At 69.3% G+C, this 17772-nt stretch carries 16 protein-coding genes; 10 read left to right on the top strand and 6 right to left on the bottom strand.

All coding sequences use genetic code 11. From position 1 onward, the window contains the following. Nucleotide 1: 1 nt before the first annotated feature. The 4 genes from AVMA1855_RS10430 to AVMA1855_RS10415 all read left to right on the top strand — a co-directional run bounded on the left by AVMA1855_RS10430 (nt 2) and on the right by AVMA1855_RS10415 (nt 3961). On the top strand, nt 2–778 hold the full coding sequence (locus tag AVMA1855_RS10430; RefSeq protein WP_284425649.1) for an ABC transporter ATP-binding protein: 777 nt from the start codon (nt 2–4) through the stop codon (nt 776–778). Next, nucleotides 775–1773: an ABC transporter substrate-binding protein gene (locus tag AVMA1855_RS10425; RefSeq protein WP_284425648.1), complete on the top strand. Its 999-nt coding sequence runs from the start codon at nt 775–777 to the stop codon at nt 1771–1773. The genes AVMA1855_RS10430 and AVMA1855_RS10425 overlap by 4 nt, the downstream gene beginning before the upstream one ends. Further along, nucleotides 1770–2840 (top strand): FecCD family ABC transporter permease, encoded by a 1071-nt coding sequence (locus tag AVMA1855_RS10420; RefSeq protein WP_284425647.1) that lies wholly within the window; start codon nt 1770–1772, stop codon nt 2838–2840. Before AVMA1855_RS10425 ends, AVMA1855_RS10420 begins: the two co-directional genes overlap by 4 nt. Nucleotides 2841–3028: 188 nt before the next feature. Further along, the gene (locus tag AVMA1855_RS10415) at nt 3029–3961 is read left to right on the top strand and encodes a CysB family HTH-type transcriptional regulator (protein ID WP_284414432.1); all 933 of its coding nucleotides are present in this window, start codon (nt 3029–3031) and stop codon (nt 3959–3961) included. 27 nt (nt 3962–3988) lie between these two features. On the opposite strand, the gene AVMA1855_RS10410 is transcribed toward AVMA1855_RS10415, so the two are convergent. Further along, nucleotides 3989–4402: a c-type cytochrome gene (locus AVMA1855_RS10410; protein WP_349817100.1), complete on the bottom strand. Its 414-nt coding sequence runs from the start codon at nt 4400–4402 to the stop codon at nt 3989–3991. Between the two features lie 187 nt (nt 4403–4589). Between AVMA1855_RS10410 and AVMA1855_RS10405 the strand changes: the two genes are divergently transcribed. The 4 genes from AVMA1855_RS10405 (at nt 4590) to alaS (ending at nt 11235) form a co-directional block, all read left to right on the top strand. Beyond that, nucleotides 4590–5561 carry a sulfurtransferase gene (locus tag AVMA1855_RS10405; protein ID WP_284425646.1) on the top strand — a complete coding sequence of 324 codons (972 nt, stop codon included), beginning with the start codon at nt 4590–4592 and terminating at the stop codon, nt 5559–5561. 84 nt (nt 5562–5645) lie between these two features. Continuing rightward, on the top strand, nt 5646–6836 hold the full coding sequence (locus AVMA1855_RS10400) for a YeeE/YedE family protein (protein ID WP_284425645.1): 1191 nt from the start codon (nt 5646–5648) through the stop codon (nt 6834–6836). Nucleotides 6837–7053: 217 nt separating this feature from the next. After that, nucleotides 7054–8178, top strand: a complete 1125-nt coding sequence (locus tag AVMA1855_RS10395) for an ROK family protein (RefSeq protein ID WP_284425644.1) — start codon at nt 7054–7056, stop codon at nt 8176–8178. A gap of 213 nt (nt 8179–8391) precedes the next feature. After that, nucleotides 8392–11235 (top strand): alanine--tRNA ligase, encoded by a 2844-nt coding sequence (alaS, locus tag AVMA1855_RS10390; RefSeq protein ID WP_284425643.1) that lies wholly within the window; start codon nt 8392–8394, stop codon nt 11233–11235. Nucleotides 11236–11308: 73 nt separating this feature from the next. Here alaS and AVMA1855_RS10385 read toward each other — a convergent pair whose 3' ends face one another. The 5 genes from AVMA1855_RS10385 to AVMA1855_RS10365 all read right to left on the bottom strand — a co-directional run bounded on the left by AVMA1855_RS10385 (nt 11309) and on the right by AVMA1855_RS10365 (nt 16299). Next, entirely contained in the window at nt 11309–12355 is a 1047-nt protein-coding gene (locus AVMA1855_RS10385) for a GGDEF domain-containing protein (RefSeq protein WP_284399944.1), read from the bottom strand. A 27-nt stretch (nt 12356–12382) separates the two neighbouring features. Further along, a complete protein-coding gene (gene trmB, locus AVMA1855_RS10380) occupies nt 12383–13177 on the bottom strand; it encodes a tRNA (guanosine(46)-N7)-methyltransferase TrmB (RefSeq protein ID WP_284425642.1) in 795 nt (264 codons plus the stop codon). After that, the gene (gluQRS, locus tag AVMA1855_RS10375; RefSeq protein WP_284425641.1) at nt 13147–14130 is read right to left on the bottom strand and encodes a tRNA glutamyl-Q(34) synthetase GluQRS; all 984 of its coding nucleotides are present in this window, start codon (nt 14128–14130) and stop codon (nt 13147–13149) included. The genes trmB and gluQRS overlap by 31 nt, the downstream gene beginning before the upstream one ends. Then, nucleotides 14127–15272 carry an NAD(P)/FAD-dependent oxidoreductase gene (locus AVMA1855_RS10370; RefSeq protein ID WP_284425640.1) on the bottom strand — a complete coding sequence of 382 codons (1146 nt, stop codon included), beginning with the start codon at nt 15270–15272 and terminating at the stop codon, nt 14127–14129. Before AVMA1855_RS10370 ends, gluQRS begins: the two co-directional genes overlap by 4 nt. A gap of 88 nt (nt 15273–15360) precedes the next feature. After that, entirely contained in the window at nt 15361–16299 is a 939-nt protein-coding gene (locus tag AVMA1855_RS10365) for a LysR family transcriptional regulator (RefSeq protein ID WP_284404435.1), read from the bottom strand. Between the two features lie 110 nt (nt 16300–16409). Here AVMA1855_RS10365 and AVMA1855_RS10360 point away from each other — a divergent pair, with 110 nt between their 5' ends. Both AVMA1855_RS10360 and AVMA1855_RS10355 read left to right on the top strand, forming a co-directional pair. Next, nucleotides 16410–17111, top strand: a complete 702-nt coding sequence (locus AVMA1855_RS10360; RefSeq protein WP_284425639.1) for a pirin family protein — start codon at nt 16410–16412, stop codon at nt 17109–17111. 58 nt (nt 17112–17169) lie between these two features. Next, nucleotides 17170–17724, top strand: coding sequence for a flavodoxin family protein (locus tag AVMA1855_RS10355; protein WP_284425638.1), 555 nt, complete (start codon nt 17170–17172; stop codon nt 17722–17724). Nucleotides 17725–17772 lie beyond the last annotated feature (48 nt).

The raw sequence follows: 17772 nt of genomic DNA, 5'->3' as shown, positions 1-17772 counted from the left end.
CATGCAGGCGCTGCTGCGGGCCGAGGGCCTGGGCTTTCGCACCCCGCAGGGGCGCCCGCTGCTGCACGGCGTGAACGCCTGCGCGGACCGCGGCGAATGCGTGGCCCTGGTCGGCCCCAACGGCGCGGGCAAGAGCACGCTTTTGAGGCTGCTGGGCGCGCGGGCCGTGCCCACCGAGGGCCGGGTGAGCGTGCTCGGGCACGACCTGGCCGCCTGGCCGGCGCCCGAGCGTGCGCGGCACATCGCCGTGCTGGGGCAGACCGAAACCGCCGACCTCGCGTTCCGCGTGCACGATTACGTCGCCCTCGGGCGGCTGCCCCACCAGCACCATGCCGACCGCGCGGAACACGCGCGGGCGGTGGACGAGGCCCTGCACACCTGCGCGGTCGACTCCCTGGCGCATCGGGCGCTGTCCACCCTGTCGGGCGGCGAGCGCCAGCGCGTGCACCTGGCCCGCGCCCTGGCGCAGCAGCCCGCGCTGCTGCTGCTGGACGAGCCCACCAACCACCTCGACCTCGCGGCGCGTGCCGACCTGCTGGCCCTGGTACGCGGGCTCGGCATCACGGTGGTGGCCGCGCTGCACGAGCTGGGCCTGGTGCCTTCGTTCGCCGACCGGGTGTGGATGCTGGACCGCGGCGCCCTGGTGGCCGACGGCCCGCCCGATGAGGCGCTGAGCGCCGACCGCGTGGCCGGCGTGTTCGGCATGGAACTGGTTCACACGCGGCACCCGCGCCATGGCGGCACGCTGTGGTCGTTCGAGCGCAAGGTGGCGGCATGAGGCGCGCGCTGCGGCGGTGGGCTGCCGGCCGATCCCTGGCGCTGGCGGTGGCCGGCGTGCTGTGCGGCGCGGGCCCCGCGCTGGCGCAGGGCGCGGGTGCGGTGCCGGGGTTCCCCGTCACCGTGCCCAACTGCGGCGACACGCTGCGCATCGCCGCGCCGCCCAAGCGCATGGTCGTGCATGACCTGAACATGGTCGAGATGGCGATGGCGCTCGGGCTGCAGTCGTCCATGGTGGGCGTGACGGGCATCACCGGCTGGTACAAGACCGATGCGGCGTTCCTGCGCAGCCTGGGGGCCATTCCGGAGCTGGCCCCCAAGTACCCCACGCTGGAAACGCTGCTGGCCGCCAAGCCCGATCTGTTCTTCGCCGGTTGGTATTACGGCATGCAGCCCGGGGGCGAGGTGACCCCGGCCACCCTGGCGCCGCACGGCATCCAGACGCTGATCCTGACCGAAAGCTGCGCGCACACGCTCGGCGACAAACCGCGCGCCACGATGGACCTGCTGTACGGCGACCTGCTGCGCCTGGGCACCGTTTTCGGCCGCCGTGCCGAGGCCGAGCGGCTCATCGCGCAATGGCGCGAGCGGGTCCGGGCCGCGATCCGGTCGCCGCTGCCGCAGCCGCCACGCGTGTTTGTCTACGACTCGGGCGAGGACAAGCCCTTCACCGCGGGCCGCGCCGCCATGCCCACGGCCCTGATCGAGGCCGCGGGCGGGCGCAACGTGCTGGGCGATGTCCCCATGAGCTGGGGAACCAGCGCCTGGGAGACGGTCGCGGCGAGCAACCCGCAGGTCATCGTGCTGCTGGACTACCAGAACGGCCAGGGACCGGAACACCTTCAGAGCCTCCTGCAGGCCCACCCGGCCATGCGGCTGACCGACGCCGTGCGCCAGCGCCGCTTCGTCACGCTGCGCTATGCCGAGTTGACGCCCGGGCCCGCCAACATCGACGCCATCGAAAAGCTGGCCCGCGCCCTGAGGCAGGCACCATGACGCCGCCGGGGGCGGATGCCCGTACCGCGCGGCGCAGCGCGGTGCCTCTGCGGATCGCGCTGCGCCGCGCGGCCCCAGTGGGGATCGCGCTGGCCCTGGTGCTGCTGGTCATGGCGTCGCTCACCGCGGGCAGTGCGCCCGTGTCGTGGCGCGAGGCGGCCGTGGCACTGGCGGGACCCTGGGCCGGGGCGTTCGGCGCGCCCGCGGGTGACATGGCGCAGGCCATCGTGCGCGACCTGCGCCTGCCGCGCGTGGTGCTGGCGCTGCTGGTGGGCGCCACGCTGGCCCTGGTGGGCGGCCTGTTGCAAAGCACCACGCGCAACGACCTGGCCGATCCGTTTCTGTTCGGCCTGTCCTCGGGGGCTTCCACGGGCGCCGTGGCCGTCATCACGTTGACCGGCGAATGGCTGGGCGCCTGGACCTTGCCGGCCGCGACCTTCGCCGGGGCCGCGGTGGCGGCGGGCGCCGTGCTGCTGCTGGTGCGCCGCGCGGGCGGGCAGGGGCCCGCGCAGACCGTGCTGGCCGGGTTGGCGGTGTCGTTTCTGTTCGGCGCGCTGACGCACGGGCTGGTCTTTGCGGGCGACCAGCGCGCGGCGCATGCCGTGGTCTTCTGGTCGCTCGGCGGCCTGGGGCTGGCGCGGTGGGACAACCTGTGGCTGGCATGCCTGGGGCTGGCCGTGCCCATGGTGTTCGTCTGGCGCCGCCACCGCGCACTGGATGCGCTGCTGGCCGGCGACGACACCGCCCACAGCCTGGGCATCGCGCCCGAGCGGCTGCGCACGCAGGCCTTCGTGGTGGCCGCGGTGGCGACGGCCTGCTGCGTGGCGCTGGCCGGGGTGATCGGCTTCGTCGGCCTGATGGTGCCGCATCTGGCGCGGCGGCTGTCGGGGCCCCTGCATGCCGCGTTCCTGCCGTTGGCCGGGGTGCTTGGGGCGGGCTTGCTGCTGGCGAGCGATCTGGTGGCACGCACGCTGCTGGGCTCGCAGGAATTGCCGGTGGGCATCGTCACGGCGGGCATCGGCGCCGTGTTCGTGATGGCGCTGCTGCGGCGTCGGGTGGTGGACTGACATGGATCATCAGATGTTTTTGATCCTAAGTCATGGAAATATATTCTTTCTGGTTTGAAGGGCCGACTCCTAAGATCGCGGCAGCTTCCCTGAAAGGTGTTTTCCGTGATCCGACCGCTCTCCGTGGCAACCGACATTTCCCCAGGCCTTCCACGATCGGCTGACGCCTGGCCGGCAAGGGGCGGCGCATGAACTTTCAGCAACTGCGCTCTGTGCGGGAGGCCGTGCGCTGCGGCTTCAACCTGACCGAGGTGGCCGCCATGCTCTACACCTCGCAACCCGGCGTGAGCCGCCAGATCCGCGAGCTGGAGGAAGAGCTGGGCCTTGAAATCTTCGCCCGCGCGGGCAAGCGCCTCACCGGCCTCACGCCGCCCGGCGCCACGCTGCTGCCGATCGTCGAGCGGCTGCTGCTGGAGGCCGAGAACCTCAAGCGCGCCGGCCTGGACTTCAGCGCCGCGCAGGAAGGGCGCCTGTCCGTGGCGGCCACGCACTCCCAGGCGCGCTACGCCTTGCCCCAGGTGGTGCGCGACTTCCGGGCGCTGTACCCCCACGTGTCGCTGCACCTGCACCAGGGCTCGCCCCGCCAGGTGGCCGAAATGCTGCTGTCCGGCGAGGCCGACATCGGCGTGGCCACCGAGGCGCTGGCCGGTTACGACAGTCTGGTCACGCTGCCGTGCTACCGGTGGTCGCACAGCATCGTGGTGCCGCCGGGGCATGCGCTGCTGGACCAGGCCGAGCCCGTCACGCTGCAGCAGCTGGCCCGCTTTCCGATCATCACCTACGAGTTGGGCTATACCGGCCGCGCGCACATCGACGAGGCCTTCTCGCGCGAGGGCCTGACGCCTGACGTGGTGCTGACCGCCATGGATGCCGATGTGATCAAGACCTACGTGGAACTGGGCATGGGCGTGGGAATCGTCGCCTCCATCGCCGTGGACCCCGACCGCGACCGCCACCTGCGCATGCTGGACGCTCGCCACCTCTTCGAGGTCAACCTGACCCGCCTGGGCCTGCGGCGCGGCAGCTGGATGCGCGGCTATGCCTACCGCTTCATCGAGAGCTTCGTGCCGACCCTCACGCGCGAGGCGGTGGAAGCCGCCATGAAGGCGCCCGCGCCCTGAGCCGGGCGAAAGAGGGCCAGCCAGCGCTCAAGGCGGCGGGGCAGGCTGCGACAACACCCACAGCGCGAGGGCCCGCGCCTCGGGCTCGGCGATGCGGGCCTGGCGCGGCATGATCACGCGGCCCCAGGTGCCGACGCTGCCGTTGCGGATCTTGCCGGCCAGCCGGACCGGCGCCTCCGGGTCGTTGCGATAGCGCTCGGCGATCTGCGCGAACCCCGGCCCCACCTGCTTGCGGACCATGCCGTGGCAGGCCATGCAGCCATGCTCCTGACCCAGGTGCCGATCCTCGGCGGCCTCGCCGGTGACGGCAGCGCTCGCCAGCCACAGGCCCGCCAGCACCGTCACGGCCCCGTGCCAGCCCAGCCGCGGCCCGGTGGCCGGGCCTGCGGAACGGGGCAGGGTGCGTGGGGCCATGGCGGTGCGGAAAAGGGCGTGGGTCATGCCGTCGAGCATAGCGGTGCGCATGCGGCACGATGCGATGGCGCCCACGCACCGCCTCTGTTGTCCAGCCTGCCGTTTTGCGCATATCCAAACGCGTTCTTGTCGCTTGGGCCAGCGCATCGGCCCCGATAGATTCGCTCCAAGCCCACCGCACGGCGCAGTGGGCACTCCAGCGAAAGGACGAGGGATGACGACTGCAGCACTGCGATTTCAACGCCACCTCCCGACATGGCGCGACGGCCTGTATGCCCTGGCATTGGGCGCGGCCATCGCGCTGTGCGGCACCGCCTTCGCGGCCACGCCGGTACCGCAGGGTCCGCTGGTCACCACCGACTGGCTGGCGCAGAACCTGGACAACGCCAAGGTCCGCGTGATCGAGGTCAGCGTGAACCCCGGCCTGTACGAGCGCAGCCACGTGCCCGGCGCGGTCAACTTCTCCTGGCATTCCGACCTGAACGACAAGGTGCGCCGCGACATCGTGGGCAAGGAGGCATTCGAGGCGCTGCTGTCCAAGGCCGGCGTGGCACCGGACACCACGGTGGTGCTCTACGGCGACACCAGCAACTGGTTCGCTGCCTGGGGCGCCTGGGTGTTCGACATCTACGGCGTCAAGGACGTGAAGCTGCTGGACGGCGGCCGCAAGAAATGGGAGGCCGAGAACCGGCCGCTGAACAACCGGGTGCCCGAACCCGTGGCCACCACCTACCGCGTCGCCAGCGTCAACACCCAGCTGCGGGCCCGGCTGTCCGACGCGCTGGCGGTGGCCGAAGGGCGCAGCGATGCCCGGCTGGTGGACATCCGCTCGGCGGACGAATACACCGGCAAGGTCTTCGCCCCGGCCGGCGTGCCCGAGCTGTCAGTCCGCGCGGGGCACATTCCCGGCGCGGCCAATGTGCCGTGGGGCCAGGCGGTGCGCGAAGACGGCACGTTCAAATCGGCCGAAGAACTGAAGAAGCTTTATGCCGCCGCGGGCATCGACGGCAGCAAGCCGATCATCACGTACTGCCGCATCGGCGAGCGCTCCAGCCACACCTGGTTCGCGCTGAGCAAGATCCTGGGCTACGAGGTGCGCAACTACGACGGTTCGTGGACCGAATACGGCAACGCCGTGGGCGTGCCCATCACCAACCCGTCCGGCACCCTCTGGGCCGCCAAGTAACGCCGGGCCAAAACAGTTTGTCAGTAGGGGGTCTCTTTTCAAGCCCGCCGCGTGCGGGCTTTTTTTTGTCCGGAGGTTTTGGCCATGCGCGCTGCGGGACTGTTTTCATGGGGGCTGCTGGCCGCGGTGGGGGTTGCAGCCCATGCGCTGCAGGCCCAGCCGGGCGGGCGCACGCTGGCTTTCTCATTGGCGGTGGGCGCCGTGCTGGGCGTGGTGCTGCAGCGGTCGCGCTTTTGCTTTTATTGCCATGCCCGCGACTGGTTCGCCGACGGCAACCCGCGCGGCCTGCTGGCCCTGGTGCTGGCGCTGGCCGTGGGCACGGTGGGCTACACCGTCGTGCTGGGCAGCTGGGTGCCGGTGCCCACGGCCGGGCAATTGCCGGCGGACATGCACATCGGCCCGGTGAGCCTGGCCCTGGTGGCCGCGGGCCTGGCGTTCGGCGCCGGCATGGTGGTGTCGGGCTCGTGCATCAGCGCGCACTGGTACCGGCTGGCGGAAGGCTCGCCCGTCGCGCCTTTCGCCCTGATCGGATCGGCCGGCGGGTTCATCCTGGGGTTTCGCACCTGGAACCCGCTGTACAGCGCCAGCGTGGCCGATGCACCGGTCGTGTGGCTGCCGGCGCACCTGGGCTACGGCGGCGCGCTGGCGCTGCAGTTGGGCGTGCTGGCGGCCATCGCCGCCTGGCTGTGGCGCGGATTCGCCCGTGAGGCGCCCGGGGCCGCCGCCGCGCCCCCGGGCGTGCCGGGCCTGCGCGAGGCATGGCGGCGACTGTGGGTGGGTCGCTGGCCGTACTGGGCGGGCGGATTGGCGGTGGGGATCATCGGTGCCTTCGTGATCGTGCGCATGCGGCCGCTGGGTGTCACGGCGACGCTGGGCAGCGCGGCCCGCTCGCTGGCGCAGGGGCAAGGGTGGATCCCCGACCGGCTCGACGGCCTGGACAGCCTGGCAGGATGCGCCACGGCCCTGCAGGCGACCTGGCTCACGCCCAACGCGGTGCTGATCGGCGGACTGGTCGCGGGCGCCTTCATTGCGGCGCTGGCCAGCGGCCAGTTCGCGCCGCGCAGGCCCACCGGGCGCGACGCCGTGCGGGGACTGGGCGGCGGCGTGCTGCTGGGCTGGGGCGCGATGACCGGGCTGGGATGCACCGTAGGCACCCTGCTGTCGGGGGGCATGGCCGGCGCGCTGTCGGGCTGGGTGTTCGGGGCTGCCGTGTTCCTGGCGGTCTGGGGCGGGGTGAGGGCGCAGGCATGGCGGGCGCGCCGGGCCGCCCGCTGATGTTTGAAGTGTTTTGGCCCTGATGCCGTCGGATTTCATGCCTGAATTGCTACTGAATTCATAGCAAATCACGCCTTCTTAGTGTGTGGGGACCGGTTTCGCCTCGCGGCGCCGTCCGACGACAAAGGGCGTCTTGGCTGACGAAGGGGCAGTGCCCGCTCGAGCCACCATCGGCGGGTCGCCCGCGCCGCGGGCCCGCATCCGATTCAGGGAACGCATGGCATCCAAAGACAAAGAGAAAGAAAAAGACAAATCCGCCGATCCGGCCATGAGCGAGAAGGAAATCAAGGCGCAGCGCGATCTGTGCGTGCTGGGACCGCACGGCGACCTGCGCCTGGCCTCGGTCACCATCGACGGCTACAGCCTGGAACTGCGCGACGGCGACGGGTTCGTGGGCGACAACGCCAGCCGCACCGCCTTCCGTGAAATGCTCGATGCCTGGCGCAAGCTCTATACCGACATGGCCGGCAAGGACCCGCTGGGCAGCAAGCCCACGCGCGAGATCAGCAAGCAACGCCTGGACGAGCTGCTCGAAAAGGACGGCACCGCCGCCCGCGCCATCGAGGCCGCCTCGGAGGACTACGCGCTGCAGCTGTCCCATGTGGTGCAGTGCTTTCTCAAGCACAAGACCTGGCGCGGCGTGAAGCGCGTGATCATCGGCGGGGGCTTTCACCAGAGCGAAGTGGGCGAACGGGCCATCGCCCGCGCTGCCGAAATCCTCAAGAAGGAAAAGACCTCCGTCGAACTGCGCACCCTGCACCACCACGCGGACGAGGGCGGCCTGATCGGCTGGGTGCACCTGGCCCCGCCGGCGCTGCTGCAAAGCTACGACGCCATCCTGGCCGTGGACATCGGCGGCACCAACGTGCGCTGCGGCATCGTGCAGACCCACCTGCACAGCGCGCCCGACATGTCCAAGGCCGAGGTGCTGATCCGCGAGAAGTGGGGCCATGCCGACGACGCCCCCAAGCGCGACGAACTGGTCGAAGGCATCGCGGAGATGCTAGAAGACCTCGTGGCCCATGCGGATAAGGAAAACATCCGCCTCGCGCCCTACGTCGGCGTGGCCTGCCCGGGGCTGGTCTGCGAAGACGGGTCGCTGGCGGGCGGCACGCAGAACCTGCCGGGCAACTGGGAGAGCATCCGCTTTCACCTGCCGCGCGACCTGTGCGAGCGCCTGCCCTACATCGGCCAGGGCCGCACGCAGGTCTGCCTGCACAACGATGCGGTGGTGCAGGGCCTGTCGGAGCTGCCCTTCACCACCGACGTGAAGCGCTGGGCCGTGCTCACCGTGGGCACGGGCCTGGGCAACGCCAGCTACACGAACCGCGCGGACGGCTGAGCCGCAGGCCCGCGCCTGGCCGGGCCGGGCGCGAAAGGCCCGCAGGGCATGGCGGGGCCGATCTCCGGCGCCTTGGACGGGCGCCGCGCTGCCCAATAGGGTGGGCCGCCCTCCGGCATGCCCCGAAACCTATAATCGACGTCCCCAGCCCTCGCCGGGCCTTCATGGGCCTCACATGCGTTGAGGCACCTCGGCACCCCACCAGATTCCAAGATGAGCCAGCCCACTTCCAGCGTCGCAGACATCCGCAAGACTTTCCTCGACTTCTTCGCGTCGAAGGGCCACACCATCGTTCCGTCGAGCCCGCTCGTGCCGGGCAACGACCCGACGCTGATGTTCACGAACTCGGGCATGGTGCAGTTCAAGGACGTGTTCCTGGGCACCGACAAGCGTCCCTACCAGCGCGCCACCTCCGTCCAGGCCTGCCTGCGTGCGGGCGGCAAACACAACGACCTGGAGAACGTGGGCTACACGGCCCGCCACCACACGTTCTTCGAAATGCTGGGCAACTGGAGCTTCGGCGACTACTTCAAGCGCGAATCGCTGAAGTGGGCCTGGGAGCTGCTCACCGAGGTCTATCAGCTGCCGGCCGAACGCCTGCTCGCCACCGTCTACGAAGAGGACGACGAGGCCTACGACATCTGGACGAAGGAAATCGGCCTGCCGCCCGAGCGCGTGATCCGCATCGGCGACAACAAGGGCGGCCGCTACAAGTCCGACAATTTCTGGATGATGGCCGACACGGGCCCCTGCGGCCCCTGCAGCGAAATCTTCTACGACCACGGCCCCGAGATCCCCGGCGGCCCGCCCGGCAGCCCGGACGAGGACGGCGACCGCTTCATCGAGATCTGGAACAACGTGTTCATGCAGTTCGACATGGCCGAGGACGGTTCCGTCAAGCCACTGCCCGCACCGTGCGTGGACACGGGCATGGGCCTGGAGCGCCTGGCCGCCATCCTGCAGCACGTGCACAGCAACTACCAGATCGATCTGTTCGATGCGCTCATCAAGGCCGCGGGCCGCGAGACGCACACGGCCGATCTGTCCAACCCGTCGCTGAAGGTGATCGCCGACCACATCCGCGCGACCTCGTTCCTCATCGTGGACGGTGTGCTGCCGAGCAACGAAGGCCGCGGCTATGTGGAGCGCCGCATCGTGCGCCGCGCCATCCGCCACGGCTACAAGCTGGGCCAGAAGACGCCGTTCTTCCACAAGCTCGTCAAGGACCTGGCGCAGCAGATGGGTGACGCCTACCCCAAGCTGCGCGAGCAGGAGCAGCGCATCACCGAGGTGCTCAAGGCCGAAGAGGAACGCTTCTTCGAGACGCTGGCCAACGGCATGAACTTGTTGGATTCAGCTTTGGATATTGAGCTTGCTAAAACTGTTCTTGAGAACAAATCGCTCCGATGGTTTGCTACAGAAGGAACGGGCGTACGACTAGTTTCTTTCAAAGACGATCAGAAGATTGCAGAAACTGTCGCCGTTTCCGACCATCAAATCAGCGCAGTTGAAATTGATAGCTTGAAAATGACCGTCCCTGGTCTTTCGGAAAGCGGGCCTTTACATGCAGTAGTTCGAAACTGGAGCGGATTGGTGTTGCCTGGCGAGGTTGCGTTCAAGCTGCACGACACCTATGGTTTTCCACTCGATTTAACTAACGACGTGTGCCGCGAGCGCGGCGTGACGGTCGATGAAGGCGGTTTCGCCGAAGCCATGAACAAGCAGAAGGCGCAGGCCCGTGCCGCCGGCAAGTTCAAGATGGACAAGGCGCTGGAGTACACCGGCGACGTCAACCGCTTCACCGGCTACGAGCAATTGGCCGAAAAGACCGCCAAGATCACCGCCATCTATGTGGACGGCGTCGGCGTTGCCGCGCTGCGCGCCGGGCAAGAGGGCGTCGTGGTACTCGACACCACGCCGTTCTATGCCGAAAGCGGCGGCCAGGTGGGCGACCAGGGCGTGATCACCAGCGGCTCGGCCCGCTTCGCGGTGGCCGATACGCTCAAGATCAAGGCCGATGTGTTCGGCCACCACGGCAGCCTGGAAGCCGGCACCCTCAACGTGGGCGACACGGTCCATGCCGAGGTGGACACGGCCCTGCGCGCGGCCACCATGCGCAACCATTCGGTCACCCACCTGATGCACAAGGCCCTGCGCGAAGTGCTGGGCAGCCATGTGCAGCAAAAGGGCTCGCTGGTGAACGCCGAGCGCACGCGCTTCGACTTTGCGCACAACGCGCCGGTGACCGATGCGCAGATCCGCGAGATCGAGCGCCGCGTGAACGAGGAAATCCTGGCCAACACCGCCACCGGCGCCCGCGTGATGGACATCGAGTCGGCCCAGAAGACCGGCGCCATGATGCTGTTCGGCGAGAAGTACGGCGAAAGCGTGCGGGTGCTGGACATCGGCACCAGCCGCGAGCTGTGCGGCGGCACGCACGTGGCGCGCACCGGCGACATCGGGCTGTTCAAGGTCGTGGCCGAAGGCGGCGTGGCGGCCGGCGTGCGGCGGATCGAGGCCGTCACCGGCAGCAACGCGCTGGCCTACCTGCAGCAGCTCGAAGACACCGTGACCCGTGCGGCCAGCGTGCTGAAGGCACCGGTGGCCGAGCTGAACGGTCGCATCGGCCAGACGCTGGACCAGGTGAAGGGGCTGGAGCGCGAAGTGGCCGCACTCAAGGGCAAGCTCGCTTCGGCGCAGGGCGACGAGATGCTCGCCCAGGCGGTGGACATCAAGGGCGTGAAGCTGCTGGCGGCCCAGCTGCCCGGCGCGGATGCCAAGACCCTGCGCGACACCATGGACAAGCTCAAGGACAAGCTCAAGTCCGCCGTGATCGTGCTGGCGGCCGTCGATGGCGACAAGGTGCAACTGGCGGCCGGCGTGACCGCCGACAGCGTGGGCAAGGTCAAGGCCGGCGAGCTGGTCAACTTCGTGGCCCAACAGGTCGGCGGCAAGGGCGGCGGCAAGCCCGACATGGCCATGGCCGGTGGCACCGATGCGTCCGCATTGCCCGCGGCGCTGGCGTCCGTGCAAGGCTGGGTGGGCGAACGCCTCTGATTTTCAGGGCGCCGCAAAAACAAAGGCCCGCATCGCGGGCCTTTGTTGTTTGGGCAGCCGCAGGGGCGGCCGGTCAGAACAGTTCGACGTCGTCGTTGGACACCTTGGTGTGCAGGTGGCCCTGGTCGATCAGTTCGTCGTAGTAGCACACCCGGTTGCGGCCGTTTTCCTTGGCGAAGTAGAGGGCTTGGTCGGCCTGGCCCAGGATTTCGACCGGCGCACCGCGGTCGGTGCACACGAAGCCCAGGCTGACCGTGACCCGGCCCACCTGCGGAAAGTTGTACTCCTGCACCGCCAGGCGGAAGCGGTTGAACACCTTGTGCGCGGTCGACAGCGTGGTCGAGCGCAGCAGCACCACGAACTCCTCACCCCCGAATCGGAAGATGCGGTCGTGGCTGCGGAAGGACGAGCGCAGGATGTTGGCGATCAGGATCAGCACTTCGTCGCCATACAGGTGGCCGAAGCGGTCGTTGACCTGCTTGAAATGGTCGATGTCCACCACCGCAAGCCACTGCTGCAGCGGCTCGCTCGCGTCGGCACCGTCTCCGTCCGCGAGCATCTCGTCGGCCGCGATGCGCACGCTGCCGGACACGCCCGCGCGGCGCGCGAACTGCTCGTCGAAGGTCTTGCGGTTGAACAGCCCCGTGAGCGCATCGCGCTCGCTGTAGTCCAGCAGGCTCTGGTAGTTCTGGTAGACGTAGAAGACGCTCTGGATCACGTCCAGCTTGTGCACCGAGAACGGCCGCGACTGCGTCACTTCGATGCAGGCGTGCACCTCGTCGTGCATCCACACCGGCATCCACAGCGTGTGCTCGCCCTTGCGCAGCGAATGCAGCGCGCGCCGCTCCTTCTGCAAGATGCATTCGTGCAGCGCGGCGTATTGGGTGAGGGGCTCGCGGCGGGAATCGGCCGCGGCTTCGGAGTTGGTCGACACCATCTGGCCCTGGTCGCACCAGGTGCGCGGCCGCACGTATGGAATGCCATCGTCCTTGAAGATTTCGAGCGCACGCACTGCCTTGATCGCGGGCAGCTTCTGCAGCGTGGAGAGCACCGACACCTCCAGCCGAAGATGGTCGCGGTGGCCGGTCATTTCGACCAGGTTGTCGAGAATGGGCTTCATGGATGCGTCGATTCTGCAGTCATGCGGTCAACTTCGGCGCACGAACACCACGTCCCATACGCCGTGCCCCAGGCGCAGGCCACGGTTTTCGAACTTGGTGAGGGGGCGGTAGTCGGGCTGCGGCACGTAGCCGTCAGCGGTATTGGCCAATTGGGGCTCGGCCGACAGCACCTCCAGCATTTGTTCGGCGTACGGCTGCCAGTCCGTCGCGCAATGCAGGTAGCCGCCCGGCTTGAGCCGGGCCGCCAGCTTGGCCACCAGCGGCGGCTGGATCAGGCGGCGCTTGTTGTGCTTTTTCTTGTGCCAGGGATCGGGAAAGAAGATGTGGACCCCATCCAGCGTGCCGGGCGGCACCATGTGGTCGATCACTTCGACCGCGTCGTGCTGCAGGATGCGGATGTTGGTCAGGCCCTGCTCGCCGATGCGTTTGAGCAGCGCGCCCACGCCGGGCTCGTGCACCTCGCAGCACAGGAAGTTGTCCTGCGGGCGCACGCCGGCGATGTGCGCGGTGGCTTCGCCCATGCCGAACCCGATCTCCAGCACCAGCGGGGCGGTGCGGCCGAACACGGCGGGGGCGTCGATGGGTTGGGGTGCGTAGTCCAGCACGAAGCGAGGGCCCAGCTCTTCGAAGGCCTTGGCCTGGCCAGTGGTGGTGCGGCCTGCGCGGCGCACATAGCTCTTGATGGTCTTGGGATAGGGGACGTCGGCGGGGGCACCGCCGCCCGCGCGCGCAGGGCGCTGCTCGGGGGGATTCGTCGGGCCGGCATCGGCCAGGGGCAATTGCGTTTCTGTCACGGTGAGCGATTGTAGATTCCGGACCATGCCCGCGCCCAGAGCTCCAGCGCATGGCCGACCGGGGTGTCGTTTGGCCGCACCAGCGGCGGCAGGCCGAGCTGGTGCGCGGCGGCGGCCAGCGCCTTGACGGGTTCGCGCGTGTCCACCGGCGGCGCGCCGTGCTGTTTGGAGAGCTTGGCGCCGTCGGGCGCATACACCAGCGGCGTGTGCAGGTAGCGCGGCGTGGCCAGGCCGAGGGCGTGCTGCAGCAGGATCTGTCTCGGCGTGTTGTCGGCGAGGTCTTCCCCCCGCACCACGTGGGTGATGCCCTGGTCGGCATCGTCCACCACCACGGCGAGCTGGTAGGCCCACAGACCATCGGCGCGGCGCAGCACGAAGTCTCCCACCGCGCTCGCCACGTCCTGCGATTGCACGCCCAGCCGGCGGTCTTCCCAGACCACGCCGTCGCGCGAGACCGAAGGCCCGGCATCGCGCTCGCACGGCCCTGGACGGGCAGGTAATTTTTTCTGGATTTCCGATGAGCGGAACCGCCAGGACCGCGCCGGCCGACCCTGCAGCCCCCCGCGGCAGGTGCCGGGGTAGGGCAGCTCCACATGGGGTTGGCGCACATGGCCGAGCCGGGCCTGGGCTTGCTCGATGTCGCTGCGCGAACAGGCGCAGGGGTAGGCCCGGCCCTGGGCGAGCAGGCGGTCCAGCGCTTGCTGGTACGGCAGGCCACGTTCCGATTGCCGCATCACCGGGCCATCCGGCAGCAGGCCGCAATCGGCCAGCTGGGACAGGATGATGGCGTCGGCCCCGGGCGCGCAGCGCGGTGTGTCGACGTCTTCGATGCGCACCAGCCATTGCCCGCCGCGCCCCCCGTGCGCTGAACGCGCGTCCAGCCAACTGGCCAGCGCCGCCACCAGCGAGCCCGCATGCAGCGGGCCCGTGGGCGACGGCGCGAAACGGCCGATGTAGCGGGAGAGGGCGCCCAGCGTCATGCCACCGCGAGGGCGAGTTCCAGTCCGGAGACGAAGGCGTCTTCCAGGCGATGGCCCAGGCACCAGTCGCCGCACAGGCCGATGCCGGCCTTGGCGTCCCACAGGTGCGAGCGGCCCAGCGGCGCGAGCGTTTGCGCATAGCGCCAGCGGCAGACCTCGGCGTGCGCGGGCTCGGCGCGGATGCCGGTCACCTCGGAGAACGCTTTGGTGAGCTTGGCCTGCACCCGCGCTTCGCCGTCCTCCAGGTGCTCTCGCGACCACGCGGGGCTGGCCTGCACGGTCCAGCGCTCCACCGGGCCGCGCCCGGGCTTGGAGGACTCGCGCGCCAGCCAGGCGATGCGGTGGTGGGTGCTACGCGCCGCGTTCCACTGCGGCCCCAGCGTGGTGAGGCCCGGCCGCACCGCCTGGGGAAACGCCAGCATGAGCGTCCAGCAGGGGGCGATGGTGACCTGGGCCAGCGGTGCGTGCAGCGATGGCGCGACGGTCGTGCCCGACGCGGTGCCGGAGGACTGCAGCAGTGCCAGCGCCGGCACGGAGGGCTGTGCGAGCAAAACCGCGTCGAACCCCGCGTGCACCTGCGCCGCGCCATCGGGCGACTCGGTGCGCAGTTGCCAGCGCTTGCCGTCCATGGGGTCGCGTTCGATGCGGGTCACGCGGCAGCCGGTGAGCAGGCGGCCGGCCTGCGACAGCGGCCGCGACCACGCATCCACCAGCGATTGCATGCCAGGGCTGGCAACCCAGTGCGGCTCACCGGGCGGGGGTGCCGCGGCGGCCACGCGGCCAGCCGCGTCGAGCACGCGCACGGTGTTGGCGCTCCAGGGCCGGCACAGGCCGGGCACGGTTTCCAGGGCCCGTTCGAAGCGCGAGTCGCGCACGGTGAAATACTGCGCGCCGGCATCGAAGCTGCCGAAGGCCGTGTCCAGCGTGGTGGTGCGTCCGCCGGCATGGGGGGCCTTCTCGAACACCGTGACCTCATGGCCTGCCTGGACCAGCGTGCGGGCGCACACGATGCCCGCCATGCCGGCACCGATGACGGCGAAGCGGCGGGCCGGTGCCGAAGGCTCGGGGGATGGGGCCGGGGTCTCCGTGGAGGGGCTGCGTCGCAGCCGTTGCTTGGATCGTTGGGCAGGTGCTGGGGGCATGGGGCCGGGCCTTTCGGAAGCGAAGTTCAGGAGCAGTGAAACAAGGCCCACTCTACACGCGCGGCCCTTGGCCGCGTGGCTTCGTGCGCTAGAAATGATGATGGTTTTCGAGCAGTGCCTTGCGCGTGGCGGGGCTTTGCAGTTGGGACAGCCACCACTGCAGCGCCCGGCCCGGCGCGCTGTGGCCGGGCCCGCCCCAGGCGTAGTGCAACTGCACATTGCGCCGTGCGCGGGCCACCCGCCGTGTCACGAGGCGCCCCGCCTCCAGGTAGGGCCGGGCCATGGGCTCCGGAATGAACCCTCCGCCCAGCCCCCGCAACTGGGCTTGCAGCTTGGCCTGCATGCTGTCTACGGTGAAGACATCCTGCCCCCCGAGCAGGCCCATGGTGACGCTGCCGCGCTGCGCGGAATCGGCCACGGCGACGGCGCGGTGCATTCGCAGCACAGTGTCGGTGATGGGCTCCTGCGCATCGGCCAGCGGGTGATGGGGGGCGATGGCGTAGAGAAACTCCACCTCTCCCATCGTCTCCTGCTGCAGGCCGGAGACGGTGGAGGCGTTGACCGCCACGCCGATGGCCAGGTCGGCCCGGCCGGAGGTCAGCATCTCCAGCGTGCCCGACAGGATGCCGGTGCGCAGCTTGAGCCGCGTGGGCGGCTCCATGGCGTAGAACGCCTCGGTCAACTCCAGCAGGGTGGTGGGCGAGATGATGCCGTCCACGCTGATGGTCAGCTGCGGCTCCCAGCCCGTGGCGACGCGGCGAACGCGGTGCGCCACCGCGTCCACTTCTTCGAGCAGCCGCGCGCCTTCGCGCAGCAGTTCGGTGCCGGCCTCCGTCGGGCGCGCCTGCCGCGCGCTGCGGTCGAACAGCAGCACGTCGAGTGCGTCCTCGATCTGGCGCACGCGGTAGGTGAGGGCGCTGGGCACCAGTCCCAGCCGCCGCGCCGCCGCGGCGAAGCTGCCGGTGTCGGCAATGACCTGCAGCATCGCCAGGCTGTCGGGGGTCAGGGCATCGCGGGCATTTTGCATGGTGGGTGCGGCTGGGATTCAAAGATTTTGAATGATGCCTTCAATCCGCTTGGGCTTGTAAGCCGCACCGTGCTTCTAAAGTCGCTGCACCGAATGAAAACCCGCCGCCCATGCTGACCGTCCGAAAATCCCAAGACCGGGGCCATGCCGACCATGGCTGGCTGCAGTCGTACCACAGCTTTTCGTTCGCCGGCTATTACGACCCCCGCTACATGGGCTACGGCAGCCTGCGCGTCGTCAACGAAGACCGCATCGCACCGGGCACCGGCTTCGGCACCCACGGCCACCGCGACATGGAAATCCTGAGCTACGTGCTGTGCGGTGAACTGGCGCACAAGGACAGCCTGGGCAACGTGCGCGGCATTCCCCAGGGCGACGTGCAGCGCATGAGCGCCGGCACGGGCGTGACGCACAGCGAGTTCAACCATGCCCCCGGGCGCTCCACCCATTTCCTGCAGATCTGGCTGGAGCCCGATGCCCGCGGCATCGCCCCCGAATACGAGCAAAAGACCTTCGCCGATGCGGACAAGCGCGGCATGCTCCGGCTGCTGGCCTCGCCCGATGGCGCGTGCGGCTCGCTCACCGTCCATGCGGATGCCCGCCTGTACGCTGGCCTGTTCGATGGGGCGGAAGCCGCCACGCTGGCGCTGCCACCCGGCCGCAAGGGCTACGTGCAGCTGGTGCGCGGGGCGCTGCAGGTCAACGGGCTTGCCCTGGCGCCCGGCGACGCGGCCTTCGCCGAGCACGAACCCTTGCTGGCGTTCGGGCAGGGCACGCAGGCGGAAGTGCTGGTGTTCGACCTGGCGGGCTGAGCATCGGCAGCCTCCCTTTTTCTTTTCCCAACCCACCTACCCATTCAAGGAGTTCCTCATGGCAAAAATCGCAGTGGTCTTTCATTCCGGCTATGGCCACACGCAGCGCCTGGCCCAGGCCGTGGCCGAAGGCGCGAACGGGCAGCTGGTCGCCATCGATGCCGATGGCAACCTGCCCGAAGGCGGCTGGGACACCCTGCAGGCGGCCGATGGCATCCTGTTCGGCACGCCCACGTACATGGGCGGCCCGAGTTGGCAGTTCAAGAAATTCGCCGACGCCTCCTCCAAGGCCTGGTTCGGCCGCAGCTGGCAGGACAAGGTGTTCGGCGGCTTCACCAACAGCGCCAGCCTGAACGGCGACAAGCAGGGCACGCTGGCCTACCTGCACACCCTGGCATCTCAGCATGGCGGCATCTGGGTGAGCCTGGGCCTGCTGCCCAGCAACTCCAAGGCCGCCACCCGCAACGACCTGAACAACCTGGGCGGCTCAGTCGGCGTGCTGGCCCAGTCGCCCTCCGACGCCAGCGTGCAGGAAATGCTCCAGGGCGACCTGGACACGGGCCGGTCGTACGGCGCACGCGTGGCGGAGATTGCGCGTCGCCTGCACGGCTGATAGATTGGCCGGCCCATCCCCCTCGATCCCTCCCCTCACCGGAACCTT

It is taken from the genome of Acidovorax sp. SUPP1855 (assembly GCF_030158955.1).
GTDB lineage: Bacteria > Pseudomonadota > Gammaproteobacteria > Burkholderiales > Burkholderiaceae_C > Paracidovorax.
This window is presented reverse-complemented; position numbering and strand designations above follow the sequence as displayed.